Source organism: Bacteroidales bacterium, from assembly GCA_031275285.1.
Classification (GTDB): domain Bacteria; phylum Bacteroidota; class Bacteroidia; order Bacteroidales; family UBA4181; genus JAIRLS01.
On sequence record JAISOY010000157.1, the window covers coordinates 1 to 17,166 of the forward strand.

Annotated in this window: 14 protein-coding genes; 12 read left to right on the plus strand and 2 right to left on the minus strand. The window is 37.9% G+C overall.

What is annotated here, in order from left to right; translation table 11 throughout:
- The coding region (locus LBQ60_15555) for a serine hydrolase (GenBank protein ID MDR2039339.1) at positions 1–2,610 on the minus strand (2,610 nt) is incomplete at its 3' end.
- Positions 2,611–3,278: 668 nt separating this feature from the next.
- Between LBQ60_15555 and LBQ60_15560 the strand changes: the two genes are divergently transcribed.
- From LBQ60_15560 to LBQ60_15615, 12 genes are all read left to right on the plus strand, one after another.
- Positions 3,279–3,797, plus strand: a complete 519-nt coding sequence (locus LBQ60_15560) for a hypothetical protein (protein ID MDR2039340.1) — start codon at positions 3,279–3,281, stop codon at positions 3,795–3,797.
- A gap of 190 nt (positions 3,798–3,987) precedes the next feature.
- On the plus strand, positions 3,988–4,881 hold the full coding sequence (locus LBQ60_15565; protein MDR2039341.1) for a hypothetical protein: 894 nt from the start codon (positions 3,988–3,990) through the stop codon (positions 4,879–4,881).
- Between the two features lie 211 nt (positions 4,882–5,092).
- Positions 5,093–5,767 (plus strand): hypothetical protein, encoded by a 675-nt coding sequence (locus LBQ60_15570; GenBank protein ID MDR2039342.1) that lies wholly within the window; start codon positions 5,093–5,095, stop codon positions 5,765–5,767.
- 680 nt (positions 5,768–6,447) lie between these two features.
- The gene (locus LBQ60_15575) at positions 6,448–7,008 is read left to right on the plus strand and encodes a YdeI/OmpD-associated family protein (GenBank protein ID MDR2039343.1); all 561 of its coding nucleotides are present in this window, start codon (positions 6,448–6,450) and stop codon (positions 7,006–7,008) included.
- 27 nt (positions 7,009–7,035) lie between these two features.
- Positions 7,036–7,902, plus strand: coding sequence for a hypothetical protein (locus LBQ60_15580; GenBank protein MDR2039344.1), 867 nt, complete (start codon positions 7,036–7,038; stop codon positions 7,900–7,902).
- 201 nt (positions 7,903–8,103) lie between these two features.
- On the plus strand, positions 8,104–8,706 hold the full coding sequence (locus tag LBQ60_15585) for a DJ-1/PfpI family protein (GenBank protein MDR2039345.1): 603 nt from the start codon (positions 8,104–8,106) through the stop codon (positions 8,704–8,706).
- 186 nt (positions 8,707–8,892) lie between these two features.
- Positions 8,893–9,567: a hypothetical protein gene (locus LBQ60_15590; protein ID MDR2039346.1), complete on the plus strand. Its 675-nt coding sequence runs from the start codon at positions 8,893–8,895 to the stop codon at positions 9,565–9,567.
- Positions 9,568–10,049: 482 nt separating this feature from the next.
- Positions 10,050–10,685, plus strand: a complete 636-nt coding sequence (locus LBQ60_15595; GenBank protein MDR2039347.1) for a hypothetical protein — start codon at positions 10,050–10,052, stop codon at positions 10,683–10,685.
- A gap of 246 nt (positions 10,686–10,931) precedes the next feature.
- Positions 10,932–11,474 (plus strand): energy transducer TonB, encoded by a 543-nt coding sequence (locus LBQ60_15600; protein MDR2039348.1) that lies wholly within the window; start codon positions 10,932–10,934, stop codon positions 11,472–11,474.
- A 692-nt stretch (positions 11,475–12,166) separates the two neighbouring features.
- Entirely contained in the window at positions 12,167–13,444 is a 1,278-nt protein-coding gene (locus LBQ60_15605) for a leucine-rich repeat domain-containing protein (GenBank protein ID MDR2039349.1), read from the plus strand.
- 190 nt (positions 13,445–13,634) lie between these two features.
- Positions 13,635–14,483 carry a hypothetical protein gene (locus tag LBQ60_15610; GenBank protein ID MDR2039350.1) on the plus strand — a complete coding sequence of 283 codons (849 nt, stop codon included), beginning with the start codon at positions 13,635–13,637 and terminating at the stop codon, positions 14,481–14,483.
- 6 nt (positions 14,484–14,489) lie between these two features.
- Positions 14,490–15,728 carry a creatininase family protein gene (locus LBQ60_15615; GenBank protein ID MDR2039351.1) on the plus strand — a complete coding sequence of 413 codons (1,239 nt, stop codon included), beginning with the start codon at positions 14,490–14,492 and terminating at the stop codon, positions 15,726–15,728.
- Positions 15,729–15,941: 213 nt separating this feature from the next.
- On the opposite strand, the gene LBQ60_15620 is transcribed toward LBQ60_15615, so the two are convergent.
- The coding region (locus tag LBQ60_15620; GenBank protein ID MDR2039352.1) for a beta-galactosidase at positions 15,942–17,166 on the minus strand (1,225 nt) is incomplete at its 5' end.

A 17,166-nucleotide genomic window follows, 5' to 3' on the forward strand; every position in this document is an offset into this window, starting at 1 on the left:
ATGGACATACCCTTGCAGCCATTGATCCCGGAAAATCGTATCTTTCGCCGTAGGAACAATCCGTCCCTGTGGAAAACGTTCCAGCGGATGATATCCCAGCGTTGAAGCTCCTAACCGACGGTAGAAATGGCGGGAGACAAATTCATCCAACGTCAGGTCGCTTTTATGTTCGATAATGGGGGTTAATAGGATAAATCCCAAATCGCTATACCGGTATTGTTTTTTTACCAGAAGCTTTGAATCCCTGATACCGTTGAAAATAGTATCCCTGAACGAGGTCATGAGGTACATATTTTCGGCTACAGGCAGCTGATGCCGGTTATCTATGGATGTCGTATAGTAGCCATCCTTGTATTTCCTTTGGATGTTAAGGTATGATCTTGCAGACAAGCGAATGCAATATAGCGGGCTTTGAAAGCGGGAAAGCAAAGTCTTGGATGTATCGCTCGCTTCCATGGTACTCATATAAAAAGGGATATATGGCTGCAAACGGGCCTGGTGGGTCAGCAAATCGATAAAGGTGATCCTGGATTTATCACTTTCTTTTAAAAAGGGTAAATGTTCTCCCAAGTGGTCACGTAATTTGACCTCATCCCTGTCATAAAAAAGCATGAAGGAAGGTAGTGCGGCAGCGATCTTTGTTATGGATGCCAGATCGTAGATATGTGCTGGATGGATCGGTTCCCCCTTTTCGTCATAACGGGTAGAGCCGTATTCCTTTTTCAGGAAGACAATCCCATTGCGTGCGGCTAAAACCTGGCAGCCGGGTAAAGCTTTATCTTCAATGGCAGCCTGGATCATCGTGTCGATCGATGATAATTTTTGCGCCACCATACCGGCTTCCTCGGGAATGGAATACTTTAGCCGGAGATTTCCTGCTGTTTCAATTCCATTGTGGTAGCGGTAGACAGAATCCACCGTCACAGGTAATTTCCCTTTTGCCGCGATCGATCCATAAAGTAATTGGGCAGTATAGTCCTGGAATAAGGGAGCATCCTGGTATGCGACTACAATTGCCGCCAGCTTGTCTTTATTCCTGAATCCTGACAGCGCATAAGGAGGTGCGAACATACAAAGTACGACATTAGTGATCTCCGATAGGCGGTCGACAAAAGAGAATATATTCGGGGCGATTCCGTATCTTCCGTCGGCCCGGTACCGGGTATTGTGTATTCCTACGATCACACGCGTATAATTTCTTTTCAATTCTTCATACAGGTATTTCTCATCCGACGCGGAGGTTTTTCCATCCAGGTAGTAATAGTTGTTTTCTTCATACAGCCTCAATGTCTCTAAAAACTGATTCGGTAACGACACCCCGGTAACTAATATCGCTGTTTTTTCCTGGCCCAGTTCCTTTAACGGAAGGATATCATGCCGGTTTTGGACAACGGTTAATGTGGCTTCAACCAATTTCCGGTTCAACAGATCGGCATTGGGGTGATTGATCTGAGCCAGTAACCGGGTTGTATCCACCGGCTGATAATCATCCAATCCTACCCATTGTTTGGCGGCAAGAATCCTACGGCATGACAGGTCAATCCGTTCCATACTGATACGTCCGCTATCTACAGCCGCTTTTACTGCAGATATCGCTACCGGAATATTATCAGGCATCAGTAGAACATCGGCTCCGGCTTCAATCGCCAATATTTCAAGTTCTCCAGGCTTGAAAAACCGGGTCACTCCTCTCATATTTAAAGCGTCCGTATAGACCAATCCTTTGAATTTTAAGGAATCCCTCAATATATCCGTCAGTACTTTCCGTGATAAAGATGCTGCCAGATTGGGGGTGGAATCCAGTCCGGGAACATGAACATGGGCGGCCAGTATTCCTGTCAGCTGGTGGTCGATCAATTCTTTATAAGGAAGCCACTCCAGGGTATCCAGCGACGCATACGACCCGTTGATCACCGGGAGGGAGTGGTGTGAATCAACGCTGGTATTCCCATGGCCCGGGAAATGTTTTGCGGCCGTGAGAATGTTTAGGCGTTGTAACCCATTCATATACAAGAGACTTTTCTTCATTACATCATGGCTGTTCTCTCCGAATGAGCGGATCCCGATCACCGGATTGTCCGGATTATTGTTGACATCCACTACCGGGGCGAAATTCAGATGTACGCCCATCCTGCGGCATTGCATCCCGATCTCAAGACCCATCCTATAGATGATATCCGCATCCTGAATAGCGCCTAGCGGCATCTGGCGCGGGAAGGAGATAGCACTATCCAGCCGCATGCCCAATCCCCATTCGGCATCCATCGCAATCATCAGCGGTGTCTGTGCCATTTTCTGGTATTGATTGGTGAGTATTGCCTGGCGTTTGGGGCCTCCCTGAAAGAATATCAAGCCACCCAAATGGTATTTCCTGATATATTCGCTGATGAGGTCCACATGTTTTTTATCTTTATTGGAATAAGCGGCGGCAAAGAATAACTGCCCGATGCGTTGTTCCGGGGTGAGGCTGTTGAATACAGAGTCTACCCACGGAGAATACAGGTCATCAAACGGATAATCCGCCTGATGATCTGGCACATTTGTGGCAGCGTGCCCGTAGAAAGTTCCGGTGATAAATATCCATATCACACCAAAAAGGAGTTTTTTCATTTGATCTCTCCTCCTGACTGCAATTTATCATTCATAAAATTCATGACACAAATATACCGTTTTCCGGGCGTATATACAAACTTTACCACAGTATACATGCACCTTATATAGGGTATAATGGGTTTATATTTCTTGATGTATGAATCATAACAAGAATAGATGGATAATTGTTCCCCTTGATCAGATAATATTACTATCAATCGATCCGAACCAAGGCCTGTTTATTTGTATTTTCATGAGTGAATTGTTTTAAGATCATGGGCAGCATAAAGTTTTGTTGTGGGTTTTCCATGTAATAATATGTTTAAATGGATCATGTCTATATTTTACACTATAGTTTTATTTTGTTTAAATTGTATTATATTTACCACGTAATAGGTTAATCTGGACAGCAATATGTCTGTGAAAAGTACTAAACCGGAAAGTATGAGGGATCTTAAGTTTATACAACAATTGTTTAGGACAAAAACGATATGAGTAGTAATGATGTCAGTAAATAGGATTTAGTGAATATATAAAGTCCTTTTGGATTGTCTAAAAATAAAAACAATACACAATTTAAATATTTATAATTAAATTGTAATTGCATCTATTTTTGTTAACGATAATTTGGGCGGAAAAACGCTTGATTATTAGTGTGGATAGTTAAAGAATTAATGATCAAAGAAATGAAAAGGTATTTATTCGTATTGGCAACGACGGTACTAAGTCTTTTAAATTTATATGCGAATGACACTATTGCATATAAGTTGAAAAGTAAGTTAGATTGGTCAGATTTTGGAATGACTCCCAATTTTGATGATTCTTCTAAAATTCATTGGGAGCCTACAATTGTAACTTATACAAAGAAAGTTGATATTTGGTTCGGAACCATTAAAGTTGAATCATTTGTAGGCTTTTTAAAGGATTCTTCTTGGGTAAAACCAGAATTCAAAACTGATTTAATGTTGGATTATGTACAGTTAAAATATGAAATAGCAAATTTATATGCTAAGAAAGTGGAAACGGAAATTAATAAGAAGAAAATCAATGCCGCAATGACCAGAAAGATTAGTAAAATTATTGAATCACATATTGAAAATATGAATTCTATATTGGAGCGATATGACATTGAAACCAATTTTGGTGCTAATCAAAATATGATAGAAAAGTGGAGGGGAAAATTTATAAATGGAAATATAGAGTAAAAAGCTATTATTAACAAGTACATTGATATAATGCGAGGTGTAAGTTTACAAAACTTTATTAGGATACCTGTAGGTTTATCGGATCTCTGCCTCCATAAAAACGCTGGAGATTATGTGCAAGCAGTAAAGAGATTGTCGATATAATGTAGTGAGTAAGCAAAAACACGATAAAAAATAAGGTAGAAAAGTTATGATGAAGTATAGAACAAAACTTTTGATTGGTTTCATTTTTTCAAACATGTTCTTTTGTGCCGGACAACAATCTGTATTTTATGAATCCGTACCAATTTATGAAATCGGAGAACCTGTTACAAATTGTGATATAAACATGAAGAACCTTCTTAATAATTGGGTATCGGAAAAGATTGTTAATGCTAATGAATATGATTTTTTAGAGTGGTCTTTTGTCGAAACACTGAGTGATAGTTCCCGCTATGCTTATTACAGGAATTATTTTTCAGGAACTGAACCAGTTTATAATACCCAAAGAGGGAAGAGTGGATATTCGTATCCAGATGGAAAAGAATATGATTCGTTATGGGTTTATCCCGGATTTATTCATTCCGAATTTTATGATACAAGAGGGTTACCTGATGAAGCACAAACAATTTTATCAGAAGATGTCAGGCTGAATGCAAAAGATATCCTTTTTAAAGAATTAAATATTGATACAGTAAAACTTATTTATCACTTTTACTACAAAACAGATTCGATTGAAAGTTTTCAAACTACAAGGAACGGCTTCGATGTTTACAACAAATCTGCTCATATAGTCTCCCATAATATTGCATCTATTGATTCTTTATCGGAGAATTATATTGATGTTGTTATGAAAAAGAAAAAAAGTTACCATGACCTAGCAATTGAAGAATTAAGGGAATTATTGTTGGAAGAATTATTAATAGGACGGATCGTTAAACAACTTAGTTTTAACGAAAAGGTAGAAATCGGAGATAAAGTATATGTAATTAAATTCAAACACAAAGAAAAGTTTTATAATAATTATATTGTTTGTAGCTCGGAAACAAATAAAGTGGTTATGGATTACTTTTTTTCAGGTATTACTTTAAAAAATGAAAAATGAAAAATGAAAAATGAAAAATGAAAAATGAAAAATGAAAAATGTTCGCTATATAATTGATTGAAAATGGTTTATTTATATGTGTTTAGGGTGAAAAACTCACTATTGCTCGAGCGTTAGGTATCATTTCTGAAAAACAACTGGTGAAAATTCATGGGATCTGAAATTAGATGGTTTAAGTGACTGTAATATAGGTATATAATTGAAAAAGAAAATGAATAAAATTTATCAATTTGTGGTAGTTTTTGTATTAATGTGCAACATTGAAACTATAGACGCACAAAAAACAAGCAACCATTTAATGCCGGTTGGTGGGAATTATGATGTCTATGATTATAGCTTTGAATACAGCTCCAAAGTACGTAAAGTACTATTCAATGGATTGACAGACAGACCTGAAATCAGGTTTCAGGTGATGCCCTCATTTACTCCTGAAAATGTTTTAGATATAGAACATGACCGGGATAGTAACCGATATTACATCATCTACCACATTTGCGAACAAATGATATGGTCGAATAAAAATTGGGAGAAGGTTAAGGTAAACAGATTCAAATCAGAGATCGATCATGAATCTGTTAAATTAATAAAATCACTATTTGAGACGGCAACTGCGCAAACCAGATATCCGGAGAGAACTTTCGGCCCGGATGGATCTGAGATAATAACTGTAGGATTTGATGGAGAAAATTACTATTTCTCTGTATTTATAAGTGGATATGGAATAAGATCGGGAACAGTATGGTCTCCAACCAAAGGAACAAAAATGGAAAAACTCGTTGCAATAGGAAATAAGTTGATTGAATTAGCGAAGTCTGAGAAAGAAATGGTGACTATTGATAGGGATTTACGAAAATCAATAGAAAATCTGATAAATGAATTGAAATAAAGAACTTTAACCGTCGCACATCGTGAAGGTCGACGAATGAGTAGTTACATCGCTAAATGAGTGTTACATCGCTAAAAGAAAGTATATCCATACAATGCAGTGAGTTGAATTACAAAGGTTTTTCCTGTGTAAATGAAAAATATAATTGTATACAATAAACCATCTATTGTTGTGTGCAAGCCGCGACAGTACGATGGATCAGGAAATACGAAAAGAACAAACAATAATATAGCGTGAGTTCGATGTAAGAATACTGCACATAAGTGATTGATTCTTTGTTCTTTTTTACGCCGAAAAAAGAACCAAAAACGGCTCGGCAATTTAAACGCGCTCCGCCTGGACGGCTTTGCTTGGACGGAAAATTGCCAGTATGGTAGGCTTCGCCTGGATAAACGGGCAAAATGCCCGATCTTTTTATGAAGGAATAGTGTATGATGTTTATTAAAATTAAATTAAATTAAATTAAATTAAATCGTTTCATTAGATTGAGCTCACGTTAATATGAGCCACTTCAATACGGGGGGTATTTAATAGAAAGAAACAGAAAAACAAAATCAGTATGTAAAATGAATAATCAAGAAAAAAATGTAATTTTACCAATAAGACAATGTGGGTGATACACTCGCACAAACAGGAGATAAAAATGTGGATTGGGATCAATCAAGATAAAATTGGGCGTTATGGCTGAACAGTTGTTATTTACTTCGCGGGATGAATTCAGGAATTGGTTGCAGAATAATTGTCTGTCAGATAGCGGTGTTTGGCTATTATTCGGAAAGTCGGGCGGACCGAAAACCATAAAAGCAGATGAAGCGCTCGAAGAAGCCCTTTGTTTCGGTTGGATTGACGGACAAATGCAAAGTATTGACGATAAAACCTATATAAAATATTTCTCTTTACGCAGGAAAAACAGTAAATGGTCGGATAAAAACAAGGCTTTGGTTGAAAAACTTGAAAAGCAGGGAATAATGACCGATTATGGCAGAGTGAAAATAGAGGAAGCAAAGAAAAATGGGCAATGGAATATTTCTAATTCGCAGATAGTTGGGGATGAACAAATAGAGGCCTTATCAAATGTATTGAAAGAATATGAGCAGGCCTATACGAATTTTATGGCAATGTCCCCATCTGTAAAAAAGACATATACACGGGCATATTATGATGCTAAGACGGACGAGGGGCGCGTTAAGCGTTTATCATGGATCGTCGACCGGTTGAATAAAAATCTAAAGCCAATGTAGGTACCTCATTTTGGACAAAGGAAATAAATGGATGCAGCATTACAATTAAAAATTGATTTAGAGAAAGGACAAAGCTATTCCGAAAGTGAGATACTTGAAAAGCTTTTTGAATCGGAATTAGTGAAAGAGCTTACTCATGACTTTCCCGGGAAGCCATTATCGCTTGTGTGGCGTTTGATCTGTATCAGTGAGGTCCCATTCGGCCATTTGCTGGCATATACTAAAAAGCTGATCGATAAGGTATATGCATCTTTTTCCACCCCTTTTGGATTTTCCTTGAGCGGAGACGAAAAGAATTTCCTTCCTTGTTATAATGCGATGATTGTTTCGGCTCTCTGCCGTTTGGGACGGGCAAAAGACCAACAGGTCACTTCTGCATTGAATTGGATTTATGAAAACCAGCCAATGGAAAGGGGAATTGTTGTGGATCTTTCTGAATTCCGCTTTGATAGATTTGGCGGTTGTTTCAAAAACACACCTTGTTATATTGGTCTGGCGAAATCGGTAATCGCTTTGCAAAATTACCGGAAAGCGACCAGCGAATTAAAATATGACTCAAAGCTGAGAAAAGGAACAGATTACATGTTACAGCATAAATTGTTCAAACGGCTAAGTAAGGACCAACCCATCAATCAACATATAACGGATATATCTTTCCCCGAATCTTACCATTTGAATGTCGTGGAATTGATACGATTCGTACATGATGCAAAATTGTTAAATGACGATCGGACAAAAGACCTGATCGATTTTTTAAAGAGCAGGCAAACGAAAGATGGAAACTGGAAGATTAATTATAAGTATAAGGCAGATGGATATACCGTTTTCGATAAGGGAAGAGGGGTAAGCAAATGGACAACATATGTTATAAAATGGTCGTTAAATATGGAATGAACTGCTCCTGACAGTTGGTTTGACTTTGTTGAGTTCGCAAGTTCGGTTGGCATCAGGTGGGGTTTAGTTGGAGATTGACAGTTCATGCGAATATGTTCACCAAACGCCAGGCTGCTCGAATGTTGAAGCCAGCCTACCGAAAAGGAGGCACAATCAGTAATGAAAAATAGAAATGTATGCAATAATAATACGGTAATTTTAATGAGAAAAATAATGGAAGTAGCAGTATTACTTTTTGATGATTTTGAAACATTGGACGTTTTTGGTCCCGTTGAGATTTTGGGTCGGCTCACAGATCTCTATACAGTGAGGTTTTTCTCTATAAATGGCGGACAAATAGTAAACAAACATGGAGTTTCTATCCTGACAAAGAAATTGGAAAACATCAAAACGACAGATATTTTTTTAATACCCGGTGGTTTGGGTACACGAAAAGAAGTTAAAAATAATTTGCTCATTGATAAAATTAGAGAAATATCAAATATGAGTAAATATGTATTGACTGTTTGTACAGGAAGTGCCTTGCTTGCAAAGACAGGTTTGCTGGACAATAAGGATGCAACATCGAATAAAAAGGCATTCGATTGGGTAGTCACAAACGGAGTAAACGTTAAGTGGAATAAAAAAGCCCGGTGGACGGCTGATGGAAAATTTTACACATCGTCAGGAGTAAGTGCCGGAATGGATATGACTTTGGGATTTTTGAGCGATATACACGGGGTTGAATTTGCAAGAAAGATTGCGTTTGAAATTGAATACAATTGGACGGAAAATAAGGATAATGACACTTTTAAAGCCAATTAACGAATTTTTTCATTTATATCTGTAGCATTGGATATGTGGGAAATCTGTATACCAAAAGGAAAAATATCGATCATTAAACTACCGGCCGTCAGGTATCATTCATGTGAAACAGCCAAAGAAAATCTATGAGATATTAAGTACGACAATTTATATGTTTAAAAATGAATAATATAAACAGATAAACAAATGGATAAAATTTATCAATTAGCTATAGTTTTTGTTTTAATATGCAATATTGGAACAATGGTTGCACAAAAAACAAGTAGCCATTTAATGCCGGCTAGGGGAATTTATGATGTCTATGATTACAGCTTTGAATACAGCTCCAGGGTACGTAAAATACTATTTAATGGATTAACAGACAGACCTGAAATCAGGTTTCAGGTGATGCCCTCATTTACTCCTGAAAATGTTTTAGACATAGAACATGACCGGGATAGCAACCGATATTATATCATTTACCACATTTGCGAACACATGATATGGTCGAATAAAAATTGGGAAGAAGTCAAGGTTAACAAATTCAAATCAGGGATCGATTATGAATCTGTTAAGTTAATAAAATCGCTATTTGAGGTGGCAACTGCCCAAACCAGGTATCCGGAGAGAATTATTAATCCGGATGGAACGGAGATGATTACATTAGGAGCTGATGGAACAGATTATTACTTCTCTGTATTCATAAGTGGACATGGAATAAGATCGGGAACTGTATGGTCTCCAGACAAAGGATCGAAAATGGAAAAGCTCGTTGCGATTGGGGACAAATTGATTGAATTAGTGAAATCTGAGAAAGAAATGGTGGCTGTTGATATAGAATTACAAAAATCAATAGAAGATCTGATAAATGAATTGAAATAACGGACGCTTAACAAAGTAGTTTTGCTGTATATTGTTCGGCAAATGATAAGGAACGATAAGTTCGGTGAAGTCTTTGTCGGATAGCAATTCTAATGCCGCTTGGGATATATACTAATAAAAACCTGATATATATGTCAGAATTTTATTTTTGATAGATACATGTTTTTAATTATCATTTTATTTTGTTTAAATTGATTATATTTACCACGTAACAGGTTAACTTAACTTGTAGTATAATTATGGAGAGTATTTATTCTGCAACATAAGGGGGTTTTAAATTTTATATAACAGTTGTTAAGGTAAAAACGACATTGATATACGCACTAATGTCAGTAAATAAAGATACACAATACACATTTTATATGATATGATGCGTTTGATATCCGGTTTTTAATCTGTTTATTTTTAACTTTAATGGTCATTATATGACGCGAGCCGAACAGTTATTTTTTTGTAAGAAATGTATCAATCGAAAGATGGACATGAAACAAGGTTTGATTTGTAGTCTGACTGATGAAAAAGCCTCGTTTCAGGATGAGTGTGTTGAATTCGTGTGTGATAGATCAGTAAAAGAGAGGCCTCTGGATGATAAAGATGGAATGCAACCAGATGAGATAAAGCAAAAATTATCTCCTGAAATAGTTGAAAAATTAAGAATGGAACAACGATTAATATTGGGTATTTTATCCGGATTAATAGTCGGGGCTGTCGGAGCGATATTGTGGGGAATTATTTCCGTTACAACCGGATTTCAAATTGGATATATGGCGCTTGCAATTGGAGCGGGAGTCGGATTGACAATTAGAAAATTTGGAAATGGAATTGACACGATTTTTGGATATTGGGGTGCCGGGATTTCGTTATTTAGTGTTTTACTAGGCAATTTTTTAAGTATTACCGGGCTTATTGCAAACTCGGAAGGATTAGAATATATCGAAACTTTAATATTATTCGATTATAGTTATTTACCTCAGGTAATGGGAACGACATTTGGCTTAACTGATCTGGTCCTATATGGAATCGCAATGTTTGAGGGATATAAATTTTGTTTCAGGAAGATTACGGTAAAAAGAATTATGGAATTAAGACAAACGAATGAGCATATAACAAACCTCTGACTGGCGTTTTAATGTAATGCCAGGCAGGTGCGGCGGTAAAGATATTCGTCTTGAAAAAACATCATAGAGAAATTTAATTTATTTCTTGGTGAATCCCGTACGAATAATGCCCTTTACAGGCAACTCGCCCGGATTTGATATGCGAAAATGGTACTGTAATGTTAAAAGGAAAATAATAGTTTTAGAAGGATAAATCGATCATCCGTCAAAATAAGAATTGATATGATTATCTAAAAAACCAAAAACATGATGAACATACTCCGCAAAATGAGCGTTATATTCGTTACTCTTATTGCTTTTCACCTGTTTGCCTGCAAAAGCGTGCACAAGTCAGTCGATGTAAATAAAATCTATTTTGGCAATATAGATGAAAATCCTATGTTTAATGGTAAGCCTGCTGAAGACGGATTTCGCGAATATTTAGCTAAAAATACCATTTATCCGGTAGGAGCCATGGAAAATGGCATTACCGGGTGTGTTTTTGTGGGATTTTTCATAGAAGAGGGTGGTACCATCAGTAATGTAAGGATAGTTGGCAGCGGACATCCGGTACTTGAAACAGAAGCCTTGCGGGTGGTTATTTCATCGCCGAATTGGTCACCTGGAAGAGTGAATGGAAATCCGGTGAAAATGAGCTACATTATTCCTTTTAATTTCAAGCTCAACAATGTGAATACCCTATCATCTTTAAACAAAGCCGAATTGCCTGTGGAAGCCCTGCTGTTTAAAGAAGTGGTTATTATGGGTTTCGGCGGCACAAAGAAAGAGAATATCGTGTCACGTAACTAAAATATAGCGGAAAGGCCAGTCCCTGGTGAAATACCAGCCCCTGACAAAGGAAATGACGTAACGGTGGCGGAAAGTTTGTGTCGAAACCACCACATAACCCGGCTGCTGGACGTTGCAGTCAGGTATCGGATAAACCGTGTTTTGGATAGTAAGCGATTGCAAATTAATTATAAGAACGGTAAGGGTGAAATATAAGAAAAAAGGGAGCTGGATTTAGCGTGAAATGACAAAGCGAACACGGTTTTGGGCAGCAGTCTGGTATGCCGGACTCTTGTAAAACTTCATCGCTTTGGATGCTTTGCCACAGTTGTCACATTGTATGTGCTAAGTTGTAACCGTGTATTTGAAAATGAAATCTATTCGTGTATTGCGAATAAGAAATGTGAATTGTAGTAGATAAAGCTTGATGTGATATTCAGTATTTAACATGTTCTAATGGATGATATCTGTATGCTATTGTTCTTATTTTGTTTAATTTGATTATATTTACCGCATAACTAAAATATTTATTGAAAAGCATGAGGGGGCATTAAGACGCTTTATATAACAATTGTTTGGGCAATATCAATATGCACTAGTGTCAGTAAAAAGGATATGTAATACGCTTTTATGATCTATGTGCAAGGTTTGTAGATAAGGTGTCGAAATTGAATGATTTATGGTTGATAAATATAATTAAGCATCAAAAGAAAATGAAAAGGGTTGTTTTAACGATAATTCCTGTACTTGTTTACGTAATCATTTGTGTCACAGGTTGTACGAAAAAGACAGAAGATGAAACCATAAAGAGTGGTCAGGCGGGTTCACTTTCCTGGACATTACGTTCTGACGGAACACTTGTTATTAGCGGAGAGGGAGAAATGCCGGATTATGAGAATCCTCCCTGGTTTAAATATAGGGATGATATTACCCAACTAATTATCGGTAATGATGTGAGCAATATTGGCAGACAGGCGTTTTATGGGCATAGGAATATAACCTCTGTTACTATCGGAAGTTCAGTAACTGCTATTGGCGAGTGTGCTTTTCAATCCTGTTCCGGCATCACTGAAATTATCAATTATCAGAAAACACCTCAGTTTATCAGTGAAATCATGACTTTTGGTGAAAATTGGGGTACATTTGGCAGGGTGCCCAAACCAAACTGCACAGTGTGGGTGCCTGCCGGTTCTGAAGAGGCATACCGTAGCGACGATGGATGGAGAATGTTTTATAAAATCGGCATAATTGGCGACCCCGGTTCACTACCGGCAGGTATAGGCGGAATGGAAAATCAGCTCAAATGGGTACTGGGAGATGATGGAACGCTGACAATTAGCGGCGAGGGACAGATGCCGTCCTGGAATATTTATGGTACTATGCATAGTACCGGTACCCAGCCTGATTGGATCTCTTATTCCGAATCTATTTTTCATGTAGTCATAGAAGAGGGGGTTACTGGTATTAGTAATTATGCATTTTACGGATGTGACAATATAGATACGATATCTATTCCCGGTACAGTAGAATATTTTTATGCAAGTACTCCTTTATCGTTTGCTTGTATAAATGTAGCGGCATATAATCCCATTTTCTCTTCGGTCGATGGAGTGCTGTTCAATAAATCGCAAACACTCATGATACTATATCCCAGCAAAAAACAGGATAAATCGTATGTAATACCCGATGGTACTACCGGATTTGCAGGGTTTTCAAATTCGTCTGGATATTGTGGATATCCGTTTGCATATTGTAAGAATCTTACCTCCTTGACCATACCAGCTGGTTTTACCTCTACTGATTTCTATGATTGTACGGAATTAACCGAAATAATCAATCATCAGGCAATACCTCAGGCTAATTACAGCGTATTTCCCGGTGTAAACAAAGACGGATGTGTACTGTATGTACCTGCCGGATCTGAAGATGCTTACCGGACAACCGAAGGATGGATGGATTTTGTACATATTAAAGCGATTGACGTTGATTAGTGTTTAAAAAATCAGCGGAAAATGCAGGGTGCATTGCCTTGGGTATAAAGATGCCTGACGCACAACAAACGGTTTAACTTTATTGGATCCGTAGGTCCGGTTGGCGTAATGCACTGACCGTGCGATCGAACACAAAGAAAATAAGGTGGATAACCTGGCTGAATAGAATGAAAATCTAAAAAATAACGAAATGAAAATCGAGAAAATTAAGGATTTTAACCAGGTGATACTTGCCATTGCAGGTATTTTGGGACTTATTTTACTGCTTGTCTTCATAATTATGCTGGTACCGGATTTATTTGGTACCTGGAATGTTGGCTCCGGCAGAAATACCACTATTTCAAACAGCCTGATCGCCGATGAAAAGATGGAAAAGCTCAATCAGGAAAATTTACGTCTGCAGATCATTTCTTATGAGTCTCCCGAATTGATTGACACACTAAATTCTGTTTATATTATTCCTGTTTCTGTTTCTACGCTGAATAAACCGGAAACTGTTGTGGAAGCAGCAGATGACGGAATAATGGGGTTAATGGATAGTTATAGCTCTGCGAGAAAAAAAGGATATTACCGGGAAAACTATTTTGATGGATTATATGCAAATCTAATTATATACCAGCCTGTTGAGGATAAAACCATTTTGCTGTTCAATGAACGGATCATGTTGAGCAAGCTTCGCACTTATCATTTTAAAGATGATATTTTGCTCGTTTTCTTTACTGCCGAGAAAGATAGCAATAAGGACGGTTTGGTTAATTTCAATGATGATACGAACCTTTGCATTTATTCCTTGAAAAGCGGAAAAATGCACCGGATCGCAGAGGGAACAAATTCAATAAGGGATTATCAATTCATTGAAAATTCAAAAGACCTGCTTGTCGAATTTTCATTAAGCCAGTACAACGATGTGAAATTTAAATCGTATAAGCCGGGAAAAATAATGAGATATGAATTTGAAACAGAAAAATTATCGGAAGTCGTACCTGCCCGGATTCAACAACAGATGCAAAATCTGGTAGAAGGTAAGAAAACACCATAAAAGACAATGATGAACGGACTATCCCGATTATTTGAAGAAGAGCCTGTTCAATGGGGTTTGAGAGGAGACCCTTTGTTATGGAATGAAATAAAACTGGAATTGGAAACGATTGCTTTTCCCGCTGGTATTGATGATTTTAGGAAATTATTGTATTCCATGTTTTATCAGTTAACAGGGGAAGAACCGGCGCAGGGAAAAAATATTTATGTTCCAAGATATGGGGAAATTTCATCAGGAATGTCAAGTGGAGTAGTCTGCTCAGATTTTTGGATTGAAAAGGGGTTTCCTTTAATTCTGCAGCGATATGAAGAGAATATGAAAAATCGCATGGATAAAATAAAGGATATCTCAGCATTGACATGGCAGGAATTAGAAATTCTTCCAAAGGAGAAAACAATTCTATTCTTGACTTTTGCTCCGGTTGAAGAGCATAGCCAGCACCTTCCGCTTGGTGTGGATCTGATATTAGGAGAAAACTGGAAGGAAAAAGCCATTCAATTAATTACGGAAAAACATACCGATTTTTATATCCTGACAATGGATCGAATTCCATTTGCACAAGGAACAATAAAAGGGTTCCCGGGTAATTTACATGTAAAGCAGAAAACTGTTTATCGTGTTGCATTTGAATTATTGGAATGCATTGCAGGTTGGGGGATAAGAAATATTGTAATCATTGCTTCACATGGTGAACCAAAACATTTAATTGCCATTGAAGAAGCATGTGAAAAGATCAATAAAAAGTACGGGATTTGTTCCATATCTCCAATGGGCTCTTTTTTCTCTTACAATGAATTGGGCATTGATTTGAATTTTCCCGCTCTTTTAAAAGAACAGCTGGAAAAATACCCTAATGATTTTCATGCAGGTTGGTTGGAAACTTCAGCTATTCTGGACATCAATGAGCAATATGTAAAGGATGGTTATCAGGATTTACCTGATCTAAAGGTCGAAGAAAAAGAAATGATATTTCCCAAAAAAGTAAATAAAAAAATAGCCGGATATGGTCATATCGGATTTCCACGATTTGCCAGCAGGGAATTAGGAAAACTAATCAACGAAAGTACAGCCGAATTTATTTATAAAGCGACTATGGCATTCGTCAGAAGAAAGGGTTACAAAATTTACGAACACCATTCACTGTATAAACTACCATTCATGAAAACCAATTTTGTCAGAAATGTATTTTTGTTAATTGGCTTTATAATAGGATTATTCATCATAATTTTGATTTATAAGATATAAGTTGCACACAACAATAGGTTTGGTTTTGTTGGACCCGCGGGTTTATTTCCTGATTAAACGTAACACCATGAAAATGTTAACACAGGAAAAACAGAAGAACGTTTAACCGGCAATTTGGCGACAAAAGGGAATGTCCGGAATCGTGCACCCAATTGATTATTCCAATAATAAGCCTGTGGAATCCTTTATGACATAGCTTCAGAAAACGAATGATTACTTGTTGAATAATTCTTTTATTAACTCAGGTTGTATCTCGTGCTGCGGATTGAACTTATCTGAAGCCATATATTCCAGGATACTTTGTTTAAACTGGGCTGCAGCAGGGTATTGAACCGGGTCCCTGTCAAGGCCGGAGCTGCATACCATCAGTTTTCCTTTTCCCACTTTCGCTTCGAATAATAGACCTAACCTGCTGTTTCTAAACCAGTCGTCGATCAGGGACACGACGGGACGGAAACCGGGTGGGAAATCATCCATGATCAGGGCATCGCAATCGGAAACAATATCCCACCATTGGTAATCGCTGTATCCCTGGGTAGGAAAAGATGCTAAAGCAGGATGCTCCGGATTGCAGAAGATACCAAGGGTATGGGGCGCCTGGTTGTGTGTCCATGCCGTGTTCCAGAAAATACTTGTAAAGCCCACTGCGATCTTTCCTCCTTTTTCCGGAGAAACTTTTCCTTTAGGAGATAAAAGCAATACGGATTCTCCGTTGTTCAGCCTGTTAATTACCGAATTATCGAATGAAGAAGTAACATAAGGCTTGTTGGCTATAGCTTGCTTCTGTACCGGATATACCCAGATATTCCATTGGTTCTTGCAATTTAAATCGTCTATCTGGACGGTTACCTTCAGTTGGGTAGGTTCCTTTAACTGTTCGAAAGATACATCGATATTGCCGACCGGGATGCAATTATCCAAAGAAAGGTCTTTGGTAAAACTACCTTTGCCGATAAAACGATTGTCGGAGGTGATGACTGTCCAAACAATATTTGCATTTTTCACAGGTTGGTTCCCGAAATGTGAAACCTCGACAGGAACACTCATCTTTTCGTTGTTTAGCCATACCATTTTAGGGAAACGTACCAACGGAACTGTCTGGTTGCAGAACATGCTGTATTCTTTGCCGTCGACATATCCTTTTGTATCCCAGAAAGCATCCAGTACACCCACCAATGCCGTGCCCTGTCCGGGGAAGTCGTGAAGGTCGAGCAACTGGAATCCTGCAAAACCGGGTGTGCGGAGGGCTGCTTCTATATCTGCCTTATAACAAAGTGTTTGGAGTTTTCCTGATGCGTACAGGAAATCATCTGCCAGATCGCCCATATGGTTTTCATTCAGAGTCTCCTGGAATATCTCGAAGTTCCTGGCTTTTAATACACCGGTATATTTTTCTATTTCGTTAAAATTAGGATACACGCACCACTGGCCTATTTCG

Excerpts from the sequence above, each read along its gene's own strand:
- LBQ60_15560 (MDR2039340.1), top strand. The coding sequence starts at position 3,279 with ATGAAAAGGTATTTATTCGTATTGGCAACGACGGTACTAAGTCTTTTA.
- LBQ60_15565 (MDR2039341.1), top strand. The coding sequence starts at position 3,988 with ATGATGAAGTATAGAACAAAACTTTTGATTGGTTTCATTTTTTCAAAC.
- LBQ60_15570 (MDR2039342.1), top strand. The coding sequence starts at position 5,093 with ATGAATAAAATTTATCAATTTGTGGTAGTTTTTGTATTAATGTGCAAC.
- LBQ60_15575 (MDR2039343.1), top strand. The coding sequence starts at position 6,448 with ATGGCTGAACAGTTGTTATTTACTTCGCGGGATGAATTCAGGAATTGG.
- LBQ60_15580 (MDR2039344.1), top strand. The coding sequence starts at position 7,036 with ATGGATGCAGCATTACAATTAAAAATTGATTTAGAGAAAGGACAAAGC.
- LBQ60_15585 (MDR2039345.1), top strand. The coding sequence starts at position 8,104 with ATGAGAAAAATAATGGAAGTAGCAGTATTACTTTTTGATGATTTTGAA.
- LBQ60_15590 (MDR2039346.1), top strand. The coding sequence starts at position 8,893 with ATGGATAAAATTTATCAATTAGCTATAGTTTTTGTTTTAATATGCAAT.
- LBQ60_15595 (MDR2039347.1), top strand. The coding sequence starts at position 10,050 with ATGAAACAAGGTTTGATTTGTAGTCTGACTGATGAAAAAGCCTCGTTT.
- LBQ60_15600 (MDR2039348.1), top strand. The coding sequence starts at position 10,932 with ATGATGAACATACTCCGCAAAATGAGCGTTATATTCGTTACTCTTATT.
- LBQ60_15605 (MDR2039349.1), top strand. The coding sequence starts at position 12,167 with ATGAAAAGGGTTGTTTTAACGATAATTCCTGTACTTGTTTACGTAATC.
- LBQ60_15610 (MDR2039350.1), top strand. The coding sequence starts at position 13,635 with ATGAAAATCGAGAAAATTAAGGATTTTAACCAGGTGATACTTGCCATT.
- LBQ60_15615 (MDR2039351.1), top strand. The coding sequence starts at position 14,490 with ATGATGAACGGACTATCCCGATTATTTGAAGAAGAGCCTGTTCAATGG.